Here is a 21032-nt window from a genome sequence, read left to right as displayed (position 1 = left end):
GTAAGCGCAAATGACGCTAAGAGACATGGGAGGGTACGTCGTCATAAGTATCGCAGAGATCCATTGTGCATCACATAGTGGATAAAAAAGCTAATGATTTCCATTAGTTTTAGCGAAGCGTACACTCGGATTGTAAATTATAACTATAAATTGAAAATACTGTTCATAAATCAAGTGGAAAAATATTTTTTCTTCATCACGAAATGGTGGAAACCGTTGATACATCAATATTTATAGAGGGAGATTAGTGGAAGCAATAGTAATTAGGTTTGACTGGGAAAATTGTCGATGATATTAAAAAAGACACCGAAGTGTCTTATGTTTTTCAAATTAAGCATACCGATAAATTGAAATTTAATTACTTAACATTATGCTTATTTTGGGAGCGAGATTTTTATCGGTGAGTGTATACAAACCATGTAATGCTTGCTGTTAATAATGCTGTCGAAATCAAAGCTGTAAGAATACTATATGTTTGCCAAATAAGTATCGTTGACCAATCGAAAGCACAGCACAGTATACCCAGGGCAATCGTAGCGATCAGGAAAATAACTGTTACGATTATTCTCTTTTTTGTCATTGGCTGCCGCTCATTCGTTTTCCTTCTGCGTAACCCTAAGAGAAATAGCAAAACGGCCAATAGGCAAAGAATAATTGTGATAGACGACAAAATGATATCCAAAAGCTGTGTGCCACTTATTTCATATGACTGAGTTAGATTGCCGTCTAATATATCTTTAACTTTTAGTACCAGGTTTATATTGGTATTTGCACCGTTGCTCAGCAAGCAGACGGCTGTTCGTTCATTTAGCAGTATGGCTACTTCGGTTCTGAAATTTGGGTTGCCCCCTGTGTGTTCTATAATCGTTTGGTCGGCGTTTACCGACCAGCCTGCCGCATAATACATATCGTTGACAGCCGAAACAGACATATCACCCCTATGTGATTTTTCGATAACCGTGTGAAATATTTCGGGTATGTCCTGCACGATACCCATCTGTATGCCCATCCAACGCGCCATATCTTTTGTATTAGAAATGATGTAGCCTGCGGGTTTATTCCCAGCATAATCCGGAGCTTTAAATGGAGTTGTCATAAAAAAGGAAGAACGGTAGCCCTGTGCCAACTGTCCAGTGGCTTGAGCATCTTCTTTATAAACATACGTCTGGTGAAGACCTAACGGCTGAAATACCTGTTCCCTCATAAAGTCTTCATAACTTTGTCGCGACACAATCTCAATAACCAAACCCAATACGTCATAATTAACGGTTCCATAGTTATACTGTTCACCGGGAGGGAACGCCAATTCAGCATCCACGAGCATTTCCACAGTCTTTTGCAACATATCCGGTGTATTGCCCTGTGGAATATTTTGAGTATGCCTAATATTTGTTAGACCACTGGTATGGTGAAGAAAGTTATTTAGTGTAAGGCTTTGCATATCAACAGGTTTCCCTTGATACTTTAACGTAAACCAAGGTAAATGTTTTTGGACAGGGTCAGTCATTGAGAGCAGCCCTTGCTCTTCCAACAGCATAATACCCATACCGGTAAAAGCTTTACTGACCGAGGCTAACTCATAGAGTGTATTTTCACTTGCAGACAACCCCTTTTCACGGTCTGCATACCCTGAAGAAAAGTAGAACACTTCATCATCAGCAAGTATTGAGATTGACATTCCCGGCACACCTGATATACGACAGGCATCATCTAGCAATGCTTGTATTGCCGCAGATTTCGAATCTGACAACGCATAACTTTGTGTTGCGAATCCTGAGAATAATATAAATATCGTTAATACAAAAACAATAATCTTTTTCATAAACTCTCCTTTTTGAAAAATTATAAGAGAATAATATAAATAACCTACTTTAACAACTACTAAACTAAATTTTAATTTATCTTTCTATTCACCTATATAATATCTAGTAATTGTGAAGAGTTACACTTAAACGAACAGATGCGTTAGTTCAATAAGAAGTAAACAACTTTAAAGAGCCTTGCTACGTAGAATGTAGTAAGGCTCTTAGCTTTTTTTAATCAAAATTCAATAACTTTATTATCATTATACACTAGGACTAGAAAATTAAGGTCAAAAAAACACCCTCTTATCTAGCGGGTGTGTGTCTTTGCATTCAATTGGTGGATGTTAGCACAAAAAGCATTTAGAAACCACAAGCATAGAAAATATGTCTCAACCATTGATAAAAATGAGCACCTGTGGTAAATTTATATAGATATATGCCTAATAATAACTACAGGCATTATATACCTATTTTATATTATATAACATAGTTTTTCGTTTGTCAAACCCAATTTTTTTAAGGAGTGGTTGCTATGGAGTCAGAATTTCAGCAAGAGCAAAAACGAGTAGACAGTGTAATAGAGACGATATCAAAGCAAATCTGCAAATTAGAGGAAGAAACTTCTCGTCGTCGGAACGAACTGGTTAATATACGTAAACACTTTTGGGATGAAGTCAAGGTGAATGTTGATACCTTTGACGATTATCTTGAGACCATCATCGGATTGAGACAAGAAGCTCAAGCTCTTTCCGTAAGCCAAAGCACCCATAGACATGCAGCCAAAAGATTGTCCACGTTGAGCCGTATGCAAAAGGCTCCCTACTTCGGACGAATTGATTTCATAGAGGAAGGACATTCAACACAGGAACAATTCTATATTGGCATCTCCTCGCTGATGGATGACAGTGGGGAGGATTTCCTTATCTACGACTGGAGAGCACCCATCTCGAGTGTCTACTATGATTACCAACCGGGCCCCGCTCAATATGCAACCCCTGGAGGCGTATTCCAAGGCATATTGGAGAAAAAGTGGCAATATCTAATCCGCGGCGGTGTTCTTCAGTCTATGTTCGATACGAGTCTTACTATTGGAGACGAGATTTTACAGCAGGTGCTAGGCCAAGGTACTGACAAACATATGCACAGTATCGTAGCTACCATCCAACAGGAGCAAAACCGAATCATCCGACATGATCGTGGGCGACTGCTCATTGTGCACGGTGCAGCTGGTAGTGGCAAAACATCTGCCGCCCTACAGCGCATTGCTTATTTGCTCTACAAATATCGAGATCGTCTAAGTGCTGATCAAATTATTCTATTTTCACCTAACTCCATGTTTAACAGTTATGTGTCTAATGTACTGCCGGAACTGGGCGAAGAGAATATGCAGCAAGTCACATTTCAGGAATACTTGGATCATCGCTTAAGTAAAGCATTTCACGTTGAAAATCCTTATGAGCAATTGGAATATGTTTTAACAGCTACCAATACCCCGTCCTACAAGTCAAGGGTGGCAAGCATTCGATTCAAAGCATCACCCCTTTTTTTCGAAGCGATCGAATCATATCGAAAGTCATTAGAGGTATCTGGCATGTGTTTCAAAGACGTGCTCTTCAGAGGTACGCCGATTGTTACCGCTCAACAAATAGCAGAATGCTTTTATTATAACGACACTTCACTCCGCTTCCATAATAGACTTGAAAAGTTAAAGGATTGGCTAATGAACAAAATAAAAGAAACCCAAAAGGCTGAACTGACTATGCCGTGGGTACAGGAGAAAATCGAGCTACTTAGCAATGAGGAGTACCACAAGGCCCGTACCTACTTAGCGAAAAAACGTGGCCTCAATGGGGAATCGATTGCCGATTATGAAATCGAGCTGGAAGAACTTGCCCGCTTGGTTGTTCAACAGAAATTGAAACCGTTACGTAAACGTGTGCGAGCATATGATTTCATCGACATTAACGGGATATATAAGCAGCTTTTTACTGATCCTCTTCAGATCAACCAGTGGATAGAGGGGAAAACACCCGCGGAGTGGGCGGATATTTGTCAAGCAACGCTAGAAATGCTAGACGACAGCAAACTATTTTACGAAGACGCTACTCCATTTTTACTTTTGCAAGAGTTGATTCAAGGCTTTCAGACGAATCGCTCGATAAAGCACATCCTTGTTGACGAGGCACAAGACTATTCACCATTCCAATTCGAGTTTTTAAAACGTTTATTTCCTTCGGCAAGGATGACTGTGCTAGGCGACTTTAATCAGGCAATATTCGCCCATGCCAGTGAAATGGTGGATTTTGACATCCTGAGCAGCTTATACGGACAAGATGAAACGGAAGTCATCAACATGACGCGCAGCTACCGTTCCACAAAACCGATCATCGAATTTACACGCAGACTAGTACCTAACGGCGAACGGATTATCCCTTTCGAACGTGATGGTGAGTTGCCTGCCCTGACACAATTGCTCGATCACGCAGAGCTGCACCGCTGCATTACATCCAAAGTTACAGCTTTGCAAAGTCTTGGCTATAATAGCATTGCGATAATATGTAAATCCGCTGAGGAGAGTAAGCATGCTTATGAAGCCTTGTCCAACATTGATGATATTAAGCTCTTGAAGAGCGGCTCACTTGAGTATGAACAAGGAGTTGTTGTCATACCGTCTTATTTGTCTAAAGGCATCGAATTCGAAGCTGTCATCATTTATGACGCGTCAGAGCAAGTTTACGGCGATGACAGCCTGCGCAGACTATTCTACACTGCCTGCACCAGAGCTATGCATCATTTGCAACTTTACAGTGTAGGTAAACCGACCCCATTATTGCGAAACGTCTTGCAGGAAAGTTTCGTCTTAGCTTGACCTTCGTTGAAATGTCAACGATACACAAATGGAGACAATGACCTAAATCAGCCGAAAATATGTAAGCTTTATGCACGGCTTACATATTTTTCGGTTTTTTTGCATTTAAAAAGTACAATAAAACGTACAAACAGTTTTCCATCTCCACTTGCTAGCATATTTTCCACTGGTAATGAATTCACAATCGCCCCTCTAATTCATATGCAGTAATTTTGCCATTATTTCTGCACTTCCTGGTGAGAACATAAAAAATGATAATGACATACAGAAAAGCCTACTATTACGAAACTAATTTTGTGAACGACCAATGACGGCTTTTTCATAAATAACCCTTTCATCACTAAAAATAGCCCTAAAAATAATAGTAAGAAATACCAAAAACCCATTATCCCACCCCCTTTTATAACAAGACGTCTACGTTATTGGAAGGTTCTTACTGTCCTTTCTCTTACTAAACTTATTGATCAAACTCGGTTTATTCGTGAATGAATGTTTCTCCTCTACTTTGTGACTTTTCTCATGATGATCTCGATGGGGCCCCTATTATATTTTCGTCTCCATAGTACAGAGAATAGCATACTGCCGATGAAAAACAGACATGCATAAAGAAGGGAAAAAGCTATCGTTTGATGCTCCAATCGATGGAAGACAATTAATATACCAATCCCAAGGAAGACGTGGCTTACATAATGCGTCAATGTCAATTGACCTGTCTGGATAATGGCACGTATCAGTCCATTTTCAGCAAATTTTTCGGCAATATAAAGAGAAACAACAATGACAATCAGTGCCGTTGCAGTATTGGACACGATGTAAAGGACATTCGGCGGGATTGGTCCTGTTTCAAAGAGAAACCACGCGCTATCCGTATCCAATAGGGATTTGGTCGTTACATTTATCAATATTTTAGATAGGATTTCTGTTAAAACCGTTATCGAAAAGCCAGCAATGAGCAGTTTTTTTCTGACTGTAGCATCTGTTAAATCTAATCGTCCCAAAATTAGCCCGATAAAAAAGAAACAAAACCACGGGAGTACAGGATGATAACCGTTGAAAAACAAGTTTCTCAGAAACCCTTCTACTGTCCAAAAATCGAGATATTCTAGTAAGAATTGGTCAGGGTCCCAACCTGCCATATAATTAAAGATTATTTGAAATGTTTGTGCTGTCACTAATAGTGCACTTGTTAATAGCATGATTGTTGTGCTAGATGATACGATAAAAAATGAGGCGATGAGCATATATACGCCATAATAATGTAATATGTCTCCTGACCAGCCCACAGCATACAAAATCATACCTAGTACAAATAGAAAAAGAGCTCTTTTCCATAATGTTTTTCTATTTTGTTGTTTAAGGAAAGGGGATTCTGTAGCCCTTGCCTTAGCTGTCATCAGCGCGATGCCTAGCCCAGCCAATATGACAAATATGGCGGAAGCGCGTCCTTGGAAGAGATTTTGAACCCCTATCAACCATGTAGGGCCATTCCCATCTGCGCCTGTAATAACACCAAAGTTTACGACAAACATACCAAACATCGCTAAAGCCCGAGCAAAATCTAGCCCTTCCATCCGTTTGCTAACTTGCCCCTTCGTCATAGAGCTTGTTCTCTCAATACACTCTCTACAGCTTCTTGCCATATTCCTTTGTAATCTAACTTGCTACCCGTTAGCATGAAATTGCTTATATTATCGATGACCATGGCAAGCATATGGGCTTTCGCTTCTATATTTGTAGCGCTTATCGCTCCAATTTCTACCGCATAGCTAAATAAATCCTGATAGCTCTTTAAATAACCAGCTTGAACATCCAGCAGCCTCGTCATATATTTGTCATCCCGTGAAGCTAACAATATGTATTGATTAAAGATTTTATTAAAATGCTTATCGGATGCTTGCTCATCAATTGATTGGTAACCAATTTCCAATAACTTTTGTTTGAGATTTGTTTTAGAAATATCACTGTAGTCAAACGTGTTGCTTAGCGAAATGTCCCTACAGATTTCATCAAATAAATACTCAATTAATTCATCCTTGGATGTAAAGTAATAGTAGATAGCCGGTTTAGATATGCCGACATCCGCCGCAATCATAGACAAACTCGTTTTATCAAAGCCTTTTTCAGAAAACATGACATAGGCTGTTTCTAAAATTTTTTTAAATGTTTCTTCGCGATTACGCATAGTATACCTCCAGAAATATTTACTTACCTACCGGTAAGTAAATATTAAACTAAAGCAAATGTTAAATCAATTAAATGATAAATGGATTTTTCGTAAACACCTGCTGTCGACAGAAAAAAACTGTGCAGACTCACTTGCTGTCTGCACAGTTTAGCTATTATGACCGATAGCATTACTTTCTGCTATCCTACGGCTTTAAGTTGTTTGTAAACATTCCATTAATGCTTTAGCTGTTTGTTCTTTGCCCATTACTTTTATTGGTTGTCCTGTTGCTGGTACAATCCAGTGTGGTTCGTCGCCACCATATAAGGACTGTGAGCTATTCGCTACCATAAACTGTGCATGTGCTGAGTCCATACGTAGTCGTGCTCGTGCAAGTAAGAAATCTTCATCATTTGTTGCTTCTAGTTTAAAGCCCACAAGTGTGACATTGGGCTGCCAGTTCTTTATTTGCCCGAGTACTTTTGGCGCTTTTTTAAAGTGGATGATAGGGGGTTCGTCCGAAGGCATTTTACCCGCTTCCTCCATTAAGTTGCCTGATTGGTCATAAACCTTGTCAATGACCCAGTCGGAGCCGGCCGCCGCCATAATCACAATGTCTACCTTTTGCTCTTGAACAGCATGGTGTACCTTAGTCCCTAAATCTTCAATTCCTTCAAATTGTAGCGTACGCATTTTATCTTGATTTTTAGGAAGTTGCGCGAAATAGCCATGCATATACAATACATCGGCTCCGGCGGCAAGAGCTGCTTCAGCCAAATAGCATCCCATACTGCCTTTCGACAAATTCGTATGCCCGCGTACACGATCCCATTTTTCAAGTGTTCCCCCACTTGTAATGAGTACGGTTTTCCCTTGTAATGTCCCCATACACTCACCTTTTTCTTATCAATTACCTCTTTTGCGTCATGTACATCTGGATGTTGAATGGTGCTTAAGTCTCCAAAAAGGTCAACTCGATGTCCGTCCTATCACCAAAGCCTCATGTGATGACAGTCAGTCTGGATGCGACGTAGTTCGACAAACAGCCTTAAATGGACGCCATTTCAATTCCAAACAGCTACCAGAGGTGTTATCAGTCAGTAGTTGTTTAGGCAGCTACTAACTGAAAGCTACATATACATGTCCTATTTTAACGTAAAAAGACAAAATAACCTATTTCTTATTTTGTTCGCTTAACCAAGTGCTTAAAATTTCCGCAAATTTCTTGGTCACAGGTGAAGCATGGTGCTTCATAGCTAGTCCTATGGTACGATATCCACCTTGCTTTAATGGAATGGCTTTTAATGTAGAAGGTAAACGATTAATGACTAATCGCGGTAAAATACTAATGCCTAAATGATGCGAAATCATTGAAAAAATGCCCACCTCTTCCGACAATTCAAAGCGAATATTGGGCTTAACATGATAATGCTCTAAAATCACCTTTACATCATTCGTACCACGATAAGACGTCATGATAAATGGCATATCCTCAAGTTCCACAATATCTATTTCTGTTCTGTCATAGAGTGAACTTTTGTCAGAAACAATACATAACAGCGGGTCCTGCTGAAGCTCGATAAACTGATATTGCTCAGATTTTTGGCCATTTAAAAATCCAGCATCCACCTCGCCACTTTGTAGCCATTGTTCAATTTCATAATAATCTCCTTCGCGCAATTCCACTTGAATGCCAGGAAATTGATTGTCCATAATGCGAACGATTTCGGGCATCCAATTGGAAGAAATACTCGAAATAACTCCGATTCGCACTTTCCCCCGTGTTACCCCATGAATATGCGCTGCTTCCTGCTGCAATAATTCTTCAGCATCCAGTACATGGCGCATGGCACGCAACATCGTATGCCCTTCAGTCGTTAAGGTCACACCAGCTCGGCTCCGGTGAATCAGCGCAAAGCCAAATTCCTTTTCTAAACTAGAGACAGCATGACTGACGGCCGATTGGGTTAAACCTAATGCATCGGCTGCCTTGGTAAAGCTTTCAAGCTCTGCCACCTTATTTAAAATTTCATATTTCACCAAACTCATTTGCTTTGTCCTCGTTATACATGAATTTTTTTAATATTAATCATTATAAACATTCGTTTTACTAATCACAACACAAGATATATAGTAAATTTTAGTATAAAACTGTTTTAGTACACAGACTGTAGGTGAGCATAATGAGTATTCAAGGAAAAGCAAATTTATTGATGATAATTGTGACAATGTTTTGGGGGTTGTCCTATACGTTTATGGTAATGGGGCTTGAAACATTGGCTGTTTATAATGTGGTGGCATTACGCTGTATTATCGCATTTTTAGCGGCAGGTATAATCTTTTATAAACGCATGATAAAGGTCGATTTCAAAACATTAAAATACGCAGCTATCCAAGGCTTTCTCTTATTCCTTGTGTTCGCACTAAGTTTATTTGGATTACAAACGACTTCCGTTTCAAACGCTGGATTTATTTTAAGCTTAACAGTTGTGCTAGTGCCTATTATCAGTAGCTTTATCGACAAAAAGTTACCGTCAAGAGCGGTTAGTTTTGCGATTATTTGTACGATGATTGGCATCACAGTTTTAACAGCGCAAGGCTCTTTTACATTCCAAAAAGGTGATATTTTAGTAGCGATTGCAGCGCTAGGTTATGCTATCTATTTATTATTAAACAGCAAGTTTACTCGAAGCGTAGAGTCGATTTCCTACGGGGTTTATCAGCTTGGTTTTGCGGGCCTCTATGCACTTGTTTGTACACTGTTCTTCGAAGCACCTACACTGCCAAATACAGCCGCTTCATGGCTTGCTATTATCGGGCTCGGCATCATTTGTAGTGCCTTCTGTTTCGTCGGTCAAACTGTTGCACAACAGTATGCATCTGCTACACATACAGGTCTCATTTTTTCCTTAGAACCCATCTTTGCTGCCATGTTTGCGATGATGTTCTTAGGCGAAGGATTGACTGTCAAACTACTGATTGGTGGTAGCTTTATTTTAATCGGTAATTTGGTGGCACAATTTGAGCATATGCACTTGTCACGCTTCTTTAAAAAACAAGCGCAAGAAAAAGTTATATGATACCGTATCGGACTAGCGACAAAATCGGCGTTACAGCGATACAGTAAAAACATACACATAGCGAATAGTAAGAGGCTGGGACAAAACTTTAAATTTTAAGAAAGAGCAGCAAAGGTATTATTAAATTGTTGCTATCTAAAATGAAGAAAAATTTAGACTTCTTCCTTTTGGCATCAATAAAAGTTAGAAGAGAGCACTAGTTGATGGTAACGAAGGCGGTGACTCCTGGGGGATTAGCGTGACGCCTGAGACTACAGGCTCAGGCCACGCCTCCGGAACGTCCGCCGTAGTGGACATCAACGTTCACAGCAAAAAAGTGTTAGATTGACATCAGTCAATCTAACACTTTTTCTCTTTTGTCCCAGCCCCTTTTCATTTCTCTCATACTTACATCATTGGTTATTTGTGCAAACCACCTTTGCCCGTTGATTGAAATTTTCACACAAGGCTATACTATAAAGTGAAATTTCAATCAGCAGGATGTTCTTCGTGTTTTATAGTCAGCTGTTCGCCCCCGTGTATTTGTTGTCATCTATCCACTTGACAGGGGCGTGTAATGACTCGCTAATGCGGGGATAAAGAAAGGAGGATTTATCGGTGATGAACAAAAGTATTCAACCTATACATATCTATTGCTTATTATTTTTATCCGTTAGTTTCTTGGCACAATTCATGCTCACCCCCACAATAATTTCTGAAGTTGAACGTGCATCTTGGCTAAGTGCTATCGTAAGCTTACTGCCTTTTCTTGTTTTTGCCATCGTTATTTCAAGAATCGCTTCTACCTTAAAAACGAGTTCTTTACCTCAGTTTATTTCTAGGTATTACAATAAACCGCTTTATGGAATTGTCATTGCTTTATATGTCGTGTATATTCTCTTTTCAACTTTTATGACCTTAAAGTTTACGATGATTTGGATTGATGAAAATTTTGCGTTTGAATACCCCTATTTCATCAATGTCTTACTGTTTATTCTCTTATGTTTTTATGGTTCTCAAAAGGGCATTAAGACGATTGCCATCCAATCATTCATCATCGGGAGCATCTACATTCTATTATTTGCCCTTCTTAATATCGGAAATTCAGTTAATCATGAATATCAGCTGCTGTTACCTATTAACCATACGAGTATTTCTTCAACGCTAATAGGTGTAATGTACATGTGTATTGGCATTTTAGAAGTCGGTTTTCTCTTATTTGTAGTATTAGGTCATGCACAAGAAAAAGTGAAATTTAAAGGGATTATAGCTTTATCAACATTGTTGCTGTTATTAACCTTTATAACGATTACATCTACTATTGCTGAGTTTGGGCTTTTTATAGCCCAAAGGATGACTTTTCCAGTGAATGAACAGTGGAAAGTGTTGTCATTCGGCAAATATTTGACGAGACTGGATTCACTATCCGTATTTCACATATTGTCAATCACATTTATTCGCATCAGTTTATTTATGTATATATTATCTTCATTTTTCAAAAAAAATCGAAATCGTCATCTCTTACTTCTGTATCTAGGCTTAACATTGGGATTATTAATTCCATGGTCTGTTTCTAGTTTTATTTTATTTATCAATAGGGTCTATCTTCCCGCAATATTTATGTTTTTATTCGTTTTTATGATTGTTACCTATATATTATTGCGCTTTAAAAGGGGGCAAAAATTTGAACAAACATCGTAATAGGGAACTTTTATATCAAGCATTAAGGAAGCAAACGGATATAAGAATCAGCCAAAAACATTATTACTTTCATGATGAAAACCAAGAGCTAGTGTTCTTTTACTGCCCAGGGTTAATTGATAATGAGCTTTATTTTAATACATTATTACCAAGTGTTAGACACCTTGCTGAACAAGGACATATGAATGATATCAAAATAATCAATCGCTATTTAGAGGTGGAAGAGTTACATGATTATTTGCAAAAACTGGAGGACATAAACAGCGGCATTTTTTCTGGCTTCATCTATATTTATCACAGTCAATCCGATAAGCTATATGTCATCCAATTAGCGAAACTTCCAGAACGTGCCATTGATGAATCCAATATGGAAGTGTCATTAAGGGGGCCGCGTGATGGTTTTGTAGAAAATATCGATACAAACCTTTCGTTGCTACGGATGCGATTAAAAAGTAATCATTTATGCAGTAAGAGCTATTTAATTGGGACTACTAGTAAGACAAGGGTTTTACTTCTTTATCTAGATAATCTTATAAAACCGGATATTTTAGAAAACGTACAAAACAAGTTAGATGTGATCGATGTAGATGTGATTACCAGTAGCTATCATATAGAGGAATTACTTTATGATAAAACATCCGCACTATTCCCACTAATCGATTATACAGGAAGACCCGATTTTGTCGTCAATTCACTCAATCAAGGCCGTTTCGCCGTACTTGTTGATGGTAGCCCAAGTTGTCTTATTGGGCCGGTTAATTTATTACTTCTTTTAAAGGCGCCTGAAGATGATCAAACCAGTTTCATTTACGGAAGCTTCTCCCGCATTTTAAGAGTGCTTTCTTTATTTACCAGTATCTTTTTACCAGGTTTTTGGATTGCCTTGACTGTTCATCAGCTTAACCAACTACCCTTCCCATTATTAGCATCGATCTCTACATCTAAAATTGGTTTACCTGTGTCCTCTTCTATCGAAATTTTTATCATGCTCATCTTTTTCGACCTTTTTAGGGAGGCAGGGGTACGCTTACCTAAAACGGTTGGTCAAACTGTCGCTGTTTTAGGAGGGCTAATCGTTGGAGATGCAGCCATAAGAGCTGGTTTTACTTCACCGTCAACATTAGTAGTAGGCGCACTTACTGTTATTTCTAGTTATACATTAATAAATCAAAATATATTGGGCAATGTCTTTTTATTGAGAATTGTCACGTTAATAATATCTTCTTTTTTTGGGATGTATGGCTTTTTTGTCTGTGTATTATTTTTACTAACATATATTTCTTCATTGGAAAGCTTTGGACGCCCTTATCTGTCCACACTTTACAAAGTGAATGCTCTAGATATGATGAAAGGTTTCTTGAAAATGCCGTTCAAATTTAAGTCGAAAGACCATATGTATGATGCTCGCCGTAAAAAGGAGTGAATTTCATGGCACCTTATAAAGTGATCCTGCAAGTAATCATTTTTTGTCATTTATCTTGGCTATTAGCTGGCTGTTCAGGAATTAAAGAAATTCAAAGTGAAATTTACGTGACGGCTTTAGGTATGGATTATACGGACAATAAATATCATTTATATCTCCAAGCTGTTGGCTTTAATAATATTACTGGCTCTGAACCAGACATCGCCAAAGAGCCCGCGCCCATTGTAATTGGACATGGAGAAGGCGAAACCATTCAAGAGGCAATGGATGATATTGAAAAACATTCAGTAAATCCCCTCTATTATGGGCATGTACAAGCTATTTTTATTTCCAAAAATATTTTGGAGGGACAACTGGATGGGTTTCTAGATTACTTTAGTAGAAACTATTATTTGCGTTATAATACGTTAATTTATGCGTATGACCATGATATTAAGGAAATCATGAACGTTCGCGGGTTATTTTATAAACCGCCAAACTTAACTTTTACTTATGATCCAAAAGAACAACTATTTTTTAATACATTTTTCCCAACCATCACCGTACAAAACATCATAAAAAGATTTTATGAGCCCATTGGTTCATTAATGATTCCCACAATAGATGTAACCGATAATTATTGGGATGAAGATAGCGACTCCAAAAAAATATTAACGATTAGTGGCGCGTACTTTCTTGTCAATCAACAATTAAAAGGATGGTTACAGGAGGAAGAACTTTCAGGTCTGGATTGGTTTAATAAAGAATTTCATAACATGAAGCTGTCCATTAAAGATAAAGCTGTTTCAATGTCTATCGATGATATAAAGCATACAATTAAAATAGTAGATGGCAAAGCGCCAAAATATGATGTCGAATTAGACGTTAAAGCATCCATTACAGAAAATCCAAAAAATCTTAATAGAAAACAAATTGCGCAACAAACGGAGTCCATCATAGCATCTCAAATCCAACAAACATTTAATAAAGGACTAGAAATTAATGCCGATGTTTTCAATCTTTCAGAAAAAGCTTATCGTTTCAAATCCAAAACTTGGACGAACGAGGAAATAAAAAACCTAACGAATGATTCCATCCATCAAATCACTGTCAACGTTTTTGTAAAAGATGGTGGAGCGGTAAAAATTATCAAGTAGTTTCCTGTAAGCCCTATCGTTTCTAGTGATTGTCTTGTTTTTATTGAAGCTCTCTTTGAGATTTATACTGGGTTAATAACAAAAATCGGTGGGAGATAAATCCCCCACCGAAAAGTCTTTTATAAATATCTTCTAATTTGTTCTGCATCGTTCATGCGTTCTTCCGCTTTTAAGCGTTCCTCACGTTGCTCGGGTGTCTCCACATTTCCAACCGTATCAAATGGTTCTGGCGCTGTTACGCGTGGATCAAGTGGGTTATGGCGATAGCCATTGCCTTCATCATAGGTTGCAGTTGTCAGTGGGTCATTTGTATCATCGCGTTCAGCAAATAATACGATAGCTCCCTGCTCTACAAGTTGCGCATAATACGCGGTTTGTCCTTCTGTTAAGTCAAATCGCTTTAACCCTTCTGTCACAGCAGACTCGCCCGTAAACCATGATTTAAATTGGTCTACCCAATTCCCTGCTTCATGCGTTCTAACATCCACATCCCATTTGATATCCTCAAATTGGCTTTGATCCTTTGCAATAATATGAATATCTTCTGTACGATATCCAGCTAATCGCATACTTTCTAAAATGTGCAGCATTTCGTCTTTTGTATGTGCCACCTCAATTTGTGGGTTTTGTTCATTCATCATGTTCAATTCCTCCTATTTGTATGGCTTACTATGTTTTTACCCTGCTCGTGGGATAAGAAACGCCTTTCTGTTGTTTTTTATGATTCTGTAATATTTGTCATATTCTATTTCACTTTGTCACAATGGTCATCGTTTAGTTGCCGAGAAAGGCTTTTAACATCCATGCATGCTTTTCTAGTGATTGGTACATCGCATTGAGTAAATCCTCTGTGCGGTCGTCCCCTTCCTCCGCTGCTAGCTCCATTGTCGAATTTAACGCTTTCATTAGCTTTTGGAAATCCGAGATGGTTGTCTCTACCATTTCATCCGTTGTTTCCTTCCCTGTTGCTTCCTCAACATAAGAGAGCTCAAGGTGTTCTTTTAATGTCGCTACAGGCTTACCGTCTTTGGACAGAATGCGCTCGGCAATTTCATCTAAATTTAATGTGGATTCATTATATAACTCTTCAAATTTTGCATGGAGTGTGAAGAAGGCATTCCCCGTTACATACCAATGATAGTTATGCAATTTTGTATACAGTACCGAGTATGTTGCGACCAGCTTATTCAATTGCTTATTTAAGTTTTGTGTCATGTTGTCTCCTCCAATTTCTTTGTTCTAGCCTTTAGTATGCGTTGCATTGTGTATTGGCTATACACTCATTTTTTCCCTACTACCACAATTTAAAACATAACTGAAAATTCTGTGAGTATAGCAAGCAATATTAAATATCAACGATTTGCCTATATATTATAGAAGTCAATCTAGTATTTAGCGTAACTTTGATTTAATAAGCGCAGTCAATTTAGCTATAGCAAAGACAAGGAGTTGATGACCAGCACTATGTTCACCAGTTCACAATAAAAATTAAGCACAATATTAAAACTATTCTCTATAATTATTTCACTTTCCGAAATAGTTTCGTTATAATGAAATCACTTACAACAAAGGGGTGTTTATACATGGAAGTTTTACCATTACGCAAGGATGTGCCACTAGAAGAAACTTGGAATTTACAAGATTTGCTGGAGAATGACGCAGATTTTGAACCTATTTTAGCGCAATTGGTGGAGGAAGCTGTGAATTTTGAGCGTACGTATCAGGGCACCATTACAGATGCATCCAAAGTAATTGACGTTCTCACAGCTTTTGAAGCACTGCAAGTGCAATTTGTGCCAATAGGTACGTATGCTAGTTTAAACTTACAGGCTGATCGCACAGACGATGTCGCACAAATGCGTGCGGCAAAATTCGGTACAGCAGTCGGTAAAATTAGTAGTGCGCTCTCTTTTGTGCGTAGCGAACTATTAGCATTAGATGAAAAAGTGTTAGAGGAAGCTGCTACGTTGAGCCCTCTTTATGAGCACTATTTACAGGAATTATTAAAACAGAAGCCGCATCAATTACAGCCTGAAGTCGAAAAAGCGTTGGCGGCACTAAGTTCCACGTTTGAAGCACCCTATGAAATCTATAACACAACCAAGCTGGTCGATATGAATTTCGGTGAGTTTGAGGCAAACGGCAAAAAACACCCGCTCAGCTTTGTATTATTCGAAAATGACTGGGAACTTGAAGTAGATACAAATGTGCGTCGTGCAGCATTTGATGCATTTTCTAGTAAGTTACGTGATTATCAGCACACAACTGCGCAGGTATACAACACGCATATTCAACAAGAAAAAACGATTGCTGATTTACGAGGTTTTGACTCTGTCATTGACTATTTATTATTCGATCAAGACGTAGATCAATCGCTCTATCATCGTCAAATTGACCTTATTACACAAGAACTTGCACCGCATATGCGCCGTTACGCGAAGCTTGTTCAGCAAGCGAATGATTTAGAGACAATGACATTTGCGGATTTAAAAATTGCGCTCGATGCTAGCTACGATCCAAAGTTAACAATGGCTGAGGCGAAGGATTATGTGGAAAAATCCCTAGCGGTCATGGGTGAGGATTATCAAAACATGCTAGAACGCGCATTTAATGACCGTTGGATTGATTTTGCGCCAAACAAAGGGAAATCGACCGGCGCATTTTGCTCAAGTCCATATGGCAGTCATCCATACATCCTCATGTCATGGAACGAACGCATGAATGAGGTATTTACACTCACACATGAGCTTGGCCATGCAGGACATTTTGTGAATGCTCAAGGCCATCAATCGTATTTCAATAGCCGTCCTTCTCTTTACTTTATCGAGGCACCATCGACAATGAATGAAATGCTATTGGCAAATTATTTATTAACACATAATGACGACCTTCGATTCAAACGTTGGGTCATTTCAAATATCGTAGCGAAAACGTATTATCATAACTTCGTGACACATTTACTAGAAGCTGCTTATCAACGCAAAGTATATGAACTAGTGGACGCTGGCGACTCGGTCAATGCGACTGTCTTAAATCAATTAAAACGCACGGTCCTTGAAGATTTCTGGGGCGATACTGTAGAGATTACGGAAGGTGCAGAGTTAACTTGGATGCGTCAGCCACACTACTACATGGGCTTATACCCTTACACATACAGTGCTGGTTTAACGATTTCAACTCAAGTTTCGCAACGCATTTTAAAAGAAGGTAGCTCGGCTGTCGATGAATGGTTAGCAGTTCTCCAAGCGGGTGGCACAAAATCCCCTGTAGAGCTTGCCCAAATGGCAGGTGTGGATGTGACAACAGATCAGCCACTTCGGGATACGATTGCTTATATCGGTCATTTAATCGATGAGCTCGAACGGCTAACTAAGGAAATTGAAGGATAAACGTAGCTATCCCTCGCGACAAGCAGCCTACTGATGTAGGCTGCTTTTTTAGCTTGGTTCGCCACTTTGCGCTGTGAACCACTTGGACAGTGGATTTTCCCTTGTGCCCTGGACGTTTTCCATTCACAGGCGTGATGGTTTTCTTTTTTTAGTTCTAAGCGAGAATATACGTACATATACTAGAATCAGGGCGTCCCTCTACATTTTTTTGATATTTCAAAATAGATAATCATTTTCCTTCGTACAAAAGTACCGTTATTATTAAGTGTACGCAATTTATTTAGCAAAAATCGACTAACAATTTTCAAAGGAAGTGTTTCTAATTATGGTAAAACGTAATGATCCATGCCCATGCGGTAGCGGCAAAAAATATAAAAAGTGCTGTGAAGGTAAGCAGCAAGTAACAGTAGAAACTGTGGCAATTGAAGAATTAGAGCGTGTACTACAAACATTCTATTTAGAGTACCCAGAACGCAAAGATGTCCGTGCCTATATTGAGCACGTGGGCACATGGCAGCCTAAATTAGAGAGCGTGTTACAGCGTGAGCTTATCGAAGCAATCGCATTGGACGACTTCTTCTTCCACCAAGAGCCATCTATTTGGAAAGGTTATTTAAAGAAAACAAAGAAAAAGACGGTTCGACCTTCCACTTTAAAAGTGTTAGAAGGTTGGTCACAACCTACATTATTTATTGGTACCGTGTCTGTTGTAGAGGAAAAATATTTCAAAGCTACACATGTGCTGTCAAACCAAGAAATCTATATTCGTCGTGAAAACGACAAGCCAATTCCTGAAGGGATGCAAGTATTTGCATTTATCCTACCTGATGGCACGAAAAAAGAAGCACAGTACTTAGCTGTTTCAACACTTATTTTCTTCCCACAAGACCATGAAAAAGTATTTACACAATTGAAGAAAAACTTTGAGGCTTCTGGGAAAAAAGTGGAGGCTTTCTTAAAAGAGGATCATTTATCTTTCTGGGAGCTCCTTGTATCTAATGGCTACAAAGGTGAAGAATTTACAAGCTTTGAAAACGGTGTGCTTGCCCAAGTAAAAGAGTTCCTTGAGCAAAATGAACGTGAAACAGAACCGATGTTAGAGCTTTTAGAAGATTATTTAATCGAAGGACAACCTTCTGCACGTAAAGAAGCGGCTATCGCTGCGGGTGCGATTCGCTATGGGCAAGAAAAAGAGCTGTTCGAATCATTATCAATGACAGTAAAAGAAATTGCGGCGACATTTGATATTTCAGCAACTTCACTGACAAAATATTATCAAGACTTAAGTAATTACGTAGCGACGAAATAAAAACATAGATATTAGTGCCGCACGTTCAGGTCCAACCTAGAGCGTGCGGCTTTATTATGTATTTCAAGAAAACGGAGAATAGCGTGATTTAGCGCACGACACAACGATGTACAATAAAAAAAGCTACTACTGCTATCTGCATGCAGATAACAAAGTAACTTTTTCTATGGTAACCAACCAATATTATTATTTCCGAACATATTAATATTTATGCGTGGAATACGACAAATATGATTATTTTTAGCAATAAATCTTATTTTATTGTAGTTACTACAGCGGAAGACACTATTTACTATATACTTTCAGTAGCTCTTCCCCTAAAAATTGCAGCCGCTCCCCTACTGTGCAACCTTCAATACAGAAGCGATGCGCTCCCGTTTTACCACGTTCTTTTCGCAGTTGCTTCATGACTAAGCAATCAGCGCAATACATATCATGTAGTTCATCAAGATCTTTCATAACTGTCACTTTATCCATCAAGAACGTTAACCCCTTTCACGTCCAAATTTCGCTTCTTACTATTATGAAGTGAACATTTTGTACAAGCAACTATTTTGTTCATCCTTATTTAACAGAAATTGTTATGATGGTATTGTAGATTGAGAAACAACATTTTTGCTGTACAATTATCATTGAATCTAATTGAAAAGTAGGGATTTTATGTTGGAAGTTTATATAGATGCCGCAAGCGCAGGTAATCCTGGTCCAAGTGGCATTGGCATTTTCATTAAAGGTGAGGGACACCATCTGCAATTCAGTGAATACATTGGTCACACCAATAATCATATTGCCGAATTCAGTGCTTTAGTGCGTGGTCTAGAAGAAGCACAGAAGCTTGGTACAAGCCTTGTCTCAGTGCGCTCAGATTCTAAAATTGTTGTGGCCTCTATGGAGAAAGAATATGTCAAAAATGAAGAGTTTAAACCTTATCTTGAGCAAGCATTAACGCTCGCTAGTAGCTTCGAGTTGTTTTTCATTAAATGGGTACCAGATTCACAAAATAAAGCTGCTGATGCGCTTGCACGTGCGGCCATTCAACACGAAAAAAGCTAAAGCGCTGACAACATAAACCAGCGCTTTTTTTTATTCCTTGTTTAGAAAAGTGACAACAAGTAAATTTATGGTACTTTTTCCTCGAAAACTGAAATGCTTTCCCTCAATAGCCGTAAATCGCTTAAAAAATATATTTATATATTGAATTATTCCCTAGGGATATTGACAACTTTATGCCATGGTGATACCTTTGACACATTAGTAATTTAGTAAGAGAAAGCGTAAAACTATTATTTGCTAGTAATACATTTATTATGTGAGGGGAATTTTGACAATGAAGCGTATTTTCACATTACTTATTATGCTTACTGCCGTGCTAGCTTTAGCCGCATGTGGCACTTCTGATGAAAAATCAAATGCAACAGATAGTTCAACTGACTCAAACAAAGCAACAGAAAAAGTCATCATTGGTATTGATGATAAGTTCGCTCCAATGGGCTTCCGTGATGATAAAAATGAAATTGTTGGTTTTGATATCGACTTAGCTCGTGCAGCGGCTGAACATATGGGGATGGAAGCACAATTCCAACCAATCGACTGGAAAACAAAAGAATCCGAATTAATGAGTGGTCGTATCGACTTAATTTGGAATGGTTATACCATTACAGATGAGCGTAAAGAAAAAGTTTTATTTACAAAGCCCTATTTAGAAAACTCGCAAGTGGTGTTAACAAAAAAAGATTCAACAATCAAAGCACTTAGCGATTTAGCAGGAACAGAAGTTGGTATTCAAGCCCTGTCTTCTGCCGCAGATGCTTTAAACAGTAATCCAATTCACAAAGACGTTAAAAAAATCACAGAGTTTGGAGATAACGTTTTAGCTTTAACAGATTTAAAAACAGGTCGTGTCGATGCAGTCATTATCGATGCCGTTGTCGCAGAATATTACATGACGCAAGAACCTGATACATTCAAGTTATTAGAAGAATCTCTAGCACCAGAACAATATGGTATTGGTGTAAAACCAGGAAATGAAGCCTTATTAGAAAAGCTACAAGCCGCTTTAGATAAAATGAATGAAGATGGCACAGCCGCTGAAATCTCTACAAAATGGTTTGGTGAAGATAAGGTTTTAAAATAAAGGGCAACGTGTATTGGATGGGGTTCGTATTTGGTCCTCCTCA

General features: G+C 38.6%; 17 protein-coding genes. 9 read left to right on the top strand and 8 right to left on the bottom strand.

Features of this window, described 5'->3' with window-relative positions:
• Nucleotides 1-394: 394 nt before the first annotated feature.
• Nucleotides 395-1822: a serine hydrolase domain-containing protein gene (locus tag C9J35_RS09515; RefSeq protein WP_107924320.1), complete on the bottom strand. Its 1428-nt coding sequence runs from the start codon at nucleotides 1820-1822 to the stop codon at nucleotides 395-397.
• Nucleotides 1823-2337: 515 nt separating this feature from the next.
• Between C9J35_RS09515 and helD the strand changes: the two genes are divergently transcribed.
• Nucleotides 2338-4674 (top strand): RNA polymerase recycling motor HelD, encoded by a 2337-nt coding sequence (gene helD / locus C9J35_RS09510; protein WP_107924319.1) that lies wholly within the window; start codon nucleotides 2338-2340, stop codon nucleotides 4672-4674.
• 500 nt (nucleotides 4675-5174) lie between these two features.
• On the opposite strand, the gene C9J35_RS09500 is transcribed toward helD, so the two are convergent.
• From C9J35_RS09500 to C9J35_RS09485, 4 genes are all read right to left on the bottom strand, one after another.
• Nucleotides 5175-6272: a DUF418 domain-containing protein gene (locus C9J35_RS09500; protein ID WP_107924318.1), complete on the bottom strand. Its 1098-nt coding sequence runs from the start codon at nucleotides 6270-6272 to the stop codon at nucleotides 5175-5177.
• Nucleotides 6269-6856 (bottom strand): TetR/AcrR family transcriptional regulator, encoded by a 588-nt coding sequence (locus tag C9J35_RS09495; protein ID WP_107924317.1) that lies wholly within the window; start codon nucleotides 6854-6856, stop codon nucleotides 6269-6271. Before C9J35_RS09495 ends, C9J35_RS09500 begins: the two co-directional genes overlap by 4 nt.
• Nucleotides 6857-7051: 195 nt before the next feature.
• Entirely contained in the window at nucleotides 7052-7726 is a 675-nt protein-coding gene (locus C9J35_RS09490) for a phosphopantothenoylcysteine decarboxylase domain-containing protein (RefSeq protein ID WP_107924316.1), read from the bottom strand.
• A gap of 285 nt (nucleotides 7727-8011) precedes the next feature.
• Complete coding sequence (locus C9J35_RS09485; RefSeq protein WP_107924315.1) at nucleotides 8012-8887, bottom strand: LysR family transcriptional regulator; 876 nt, start codon at nucleotides 8885-8887, stop codon at nucleotides 8012-8014.
• Nucleotides 8888-9021: 134 nt separating this feature from the next.
• Between C9J35_RS09485 and C9J35_RS09480 the strand changes: the two genes are divergently transcribed.
• From C9J35_RS09480 to C9J35_RS09465, 4 genes are all read left to right on the top strand, one after another.
• Nucleotides 9022-9918, top strand: coding sequence for a DMT family transporter (locus C9J35_RS09480; RefSeq protein ID WP_107924314.1), 897 nt, complete (start codon nucleotides 9022-9024; stop codon nucleotides 9916-9918).
• Nucleotides 9919-10518: 600 nt separating this feature from the next.
• Nucleotides 10519-11598 carry a GerAB/ArcD/ProY family transporter gene (locus tag C9J35_RS09475; RefSeq protein WP_054767584.1) on the top strand — a complete coding sequence of 360 codons (1080 nt, stop codon included), beginning with the start codon at nucleotides 10519-10521 and terminating at the stop codon, nucleotides 11596-11598.
• Entirely contained in the window at nucleotides 11582-13021 is a 1440-nt protein-coding gene (locus tag C9J35_RS09470) for a spore germination protein (protein ID WP_107924313.1), read from the top strand. Before C9J35_RS09475 ends, C9J35_RS09470 begins: the two co-directional genes overlap by 17 nt.
• A gap of 5 nt (nucleotides 13022-13026) precedes the next feature.
• A complete protein-coding gene (locus C9J35_RS09465; protein WP_107924312.1) occupies nucleotides 13027-14157 on the top strand; it encodes a Ger(x)C family spore germination protein in 1131 nt (376 codons plus the stop codon).
• 119 nt (nucleotides 14158-14276) lie between these two features.
• On the opposite strand, the gene C9J35_RS09460 is transcribed toward C9J35_RS09465, so the two are convergent.
• Both C9J35_RS09460 and C9J35_RS09455 read right to left on the bottom strand, forming a co-directional pair.
• Nucleotides 14277-14798 (bottom strand): general stress protein, encoded by a 522-nt coding sequence (locus tag C9J35_RS09460; RefSeq protein ID WP_107924311.1) that lies wholly within the window; start codon nucleotides 14796-14798, stop codon nucleotides 14277-14279.
• 133 nt (nucleotides 14799-14931) lie between these two features.
• A complete protein-coding gene (locus C9J35_RS09455) occupies nucleotides 14932-15372 on the bottom strand; it encodes a Dps family protein (protein ID WP_054767574.1) in 441 nt (146 codons plus the stop codon).
• A 368-nt stretch (nucleotides 15373-15740) separates the two neighbouring features.
• Here C9J35_RS09455 and pepF point away from each other — a divergent pair, with 368 nt between their 5' ends.
• Both pepF and C9J35_RS09445 read left to right on the top strand, forming a co-directional pair.
• On the top strand, nucleotides 15741-17546 hold the full coding sequence (gene pepF, locus C9J35_RS09450; RefSeq protein WP_107924310.1) for an oligoendopeptidase F: 1806 nt from the start codon (nucleotides 15741-15743) through the stop codon (nucleotides 17544-17546).
• Between the two features lie 325 nt (nucleotides 17547-17871).
• Nucleotides 17872-18855 (top strand): SEC-C domain-containing protein, encoded by a 984-nt coding sequence (locus tag C9J35_RS09445; RefSeq protein WP_107924309.1) that lies wholly within the window; start codon nucleotides 17872-17874, stop codon nucleotides 18853-18855.
• A 285-nt stretch (nucleotides 18856-19140) separates the two neighbouring features.
• On the opposite strand, the gene C9J35_RS09440 is transcribed toward C9J35_RS09445, so the two are convergent.
• Nucleotides 19141-19332, bottom strand: coding sequence for a zinc-finger domain-containing protein (locus tag C9J35_RS09440; RefSeq protein WP_054767583.1), 192 nt, complete (start codon nucleotides 19330-19332; stop codon nucleotides 19141-19143).
• Nucleotides 19333-19515: 183 nt separating this feature from the next.
• Between C9J35_RS09440 and C9J35_RS09435 the strand changes: the two genes are divergently transcribed.
• Nucleotides 19516-19908, top strand: a complete 393-nt coding sequence (locus C9J35_RS09435) for a ribonuclease HI family protein (RefSeq protein WP_107924308.1) — start codon at nucleotides 19516-19518, stop codon at nucleotides 19906-19908.
• A 274-nt stretch (nucleotides 19909-20182) separates the two neighbouring features.
• Nucleotides 20183-20989 (top strand): amino acid ABC transporter substrate-binding protein, encoded by an 807-nt coding sequence (locus tag C9J35_RS09430; RefSeq protein ID WP_107924307.1) that lies wholly within the window; start codon nucleotides 20183-20185, stop codon nucleotides 20987-20989.
• The last annotated feature ends 43 nt before the right edge of the window (nucleotides 20990-21032 follow it).

The organism is Lysinibacillus parviboronicapiens, from assembly GCF_003049575.1.
GTDB lineage: Bacteria > Bacillota > Bacilli > Bacillales_A > Planococcaceae > Lysinibacillus > Lysinibacillus parviboronicapiens.
Note: the sequence above shows the minus strand (reverse complement) of the source record. Positions and strands in the feature narration are given on the sequence as shown.

Coding starts and splice junctions, on each gene's coding strand:
- C9J35_RS09515 (WP_107924320.1), bottom strand. CDS start 1,822: ATGAAAAAGATTATTGTTTTTGTATTAACGATATTTATATTATTCTCA.
- helD (WP_107924319.1), top strand. CDS start 2,338: ATGGAGTCAGAATTTCAGCAAGAGCAAAAACGAGTAGACAGTGTAATA.
- C9J35_RS09500 (WP_107924318.1), bottom strand. CDS start 6,272: ATGACGAAGGGGCAAGTTAGCAAACGGATGGAAGGGCTAGATTTTGCT.
- C9J35_RS09495 (WP_107924317.1), bottom strand. CDS start 6,856: ATGCGTAATCGCGAAGAAACATTTAAAAAAATTTTAGAAACAGCCTAT.
- C9J35_RS09490 (WP_107924316.1), bottom strand. CDS start 7,726: ATGGGGACATTACAAGGGAAAACCGTACTCATTACAAGTGGGGGAACA.
- C9J35_RS09485 (WP_107924315.1), bottom strand. CDS start 8,887: ATGAGTTTGGTGAAATATGAAATTTTAAATAAGGTGGCAGAGCTTGAA.
- C9J35_RS09480 (WP_107924314.1), top strand. CDS start 9,022: ATGAGTATTCAAGGAAAAGCAAATTTATTGATGATAATTGTGACAATG.
- C9J35_RS09475 (WP_054767584.1), top strand. CDS start 10,519: ATGAACAAAAGTATTCAACCTATACATATCTATTGCTTATTATTTTTA.
- C9J35_RS09465 (WP_107924312.1), top strand. CDS start 13,027: ATGGCACCTTATAAAGTGATCCTGCAAGTAATCATTTTTTGTCATTTA.
- C9J35_RS09460 (WP_107924311.1), bottom strand. CDS start 14,798: ATGATGAATGAACAAAACCCACAAATTGAGGTGGCACATACAAAAGAC.
- C9J35_RS09455 (WP_054767574.1), bottom strand. CDS start 15,372: ATGACACAAAACTTAAATAAGCAATTGAATAAGCTGGTCGCAACATAC.
- pepF (WP_107924310.1), top strand. CDS start 15,741: ATGGAAGTTTTACCATTACGCAAGGATGTGCCACTAGAAGAAACTTGG.
- C9J35_RS09445 (WP_107924309.1), top strand. CDS start 17,872: ATGGTAAAACGTAATGATCCATGCCCATGCGGTAGCGGCAAAAAATAT.
- C9J35_RS09440 (WP_054767583.1), bottom strand. CDS start 19,332: ATGGATAAAGTGACAGTTATGAAAGATCTTGATGAACTACATGATATG.
- C9J35_RS09435 (WP_107924308.1), top strand. CDS start 19,516: ATGTTGGAAGTTTATATAGATGCCGCAAGCGCAGGTAATCCTGGTCCA.
- C9J35_RS09430 (WP_107924307.1), top strand. CDS start 20,183: ATGAAGCGTATTTTCACATTACTTATTATGCTTACTGCCGTGCTAGCT.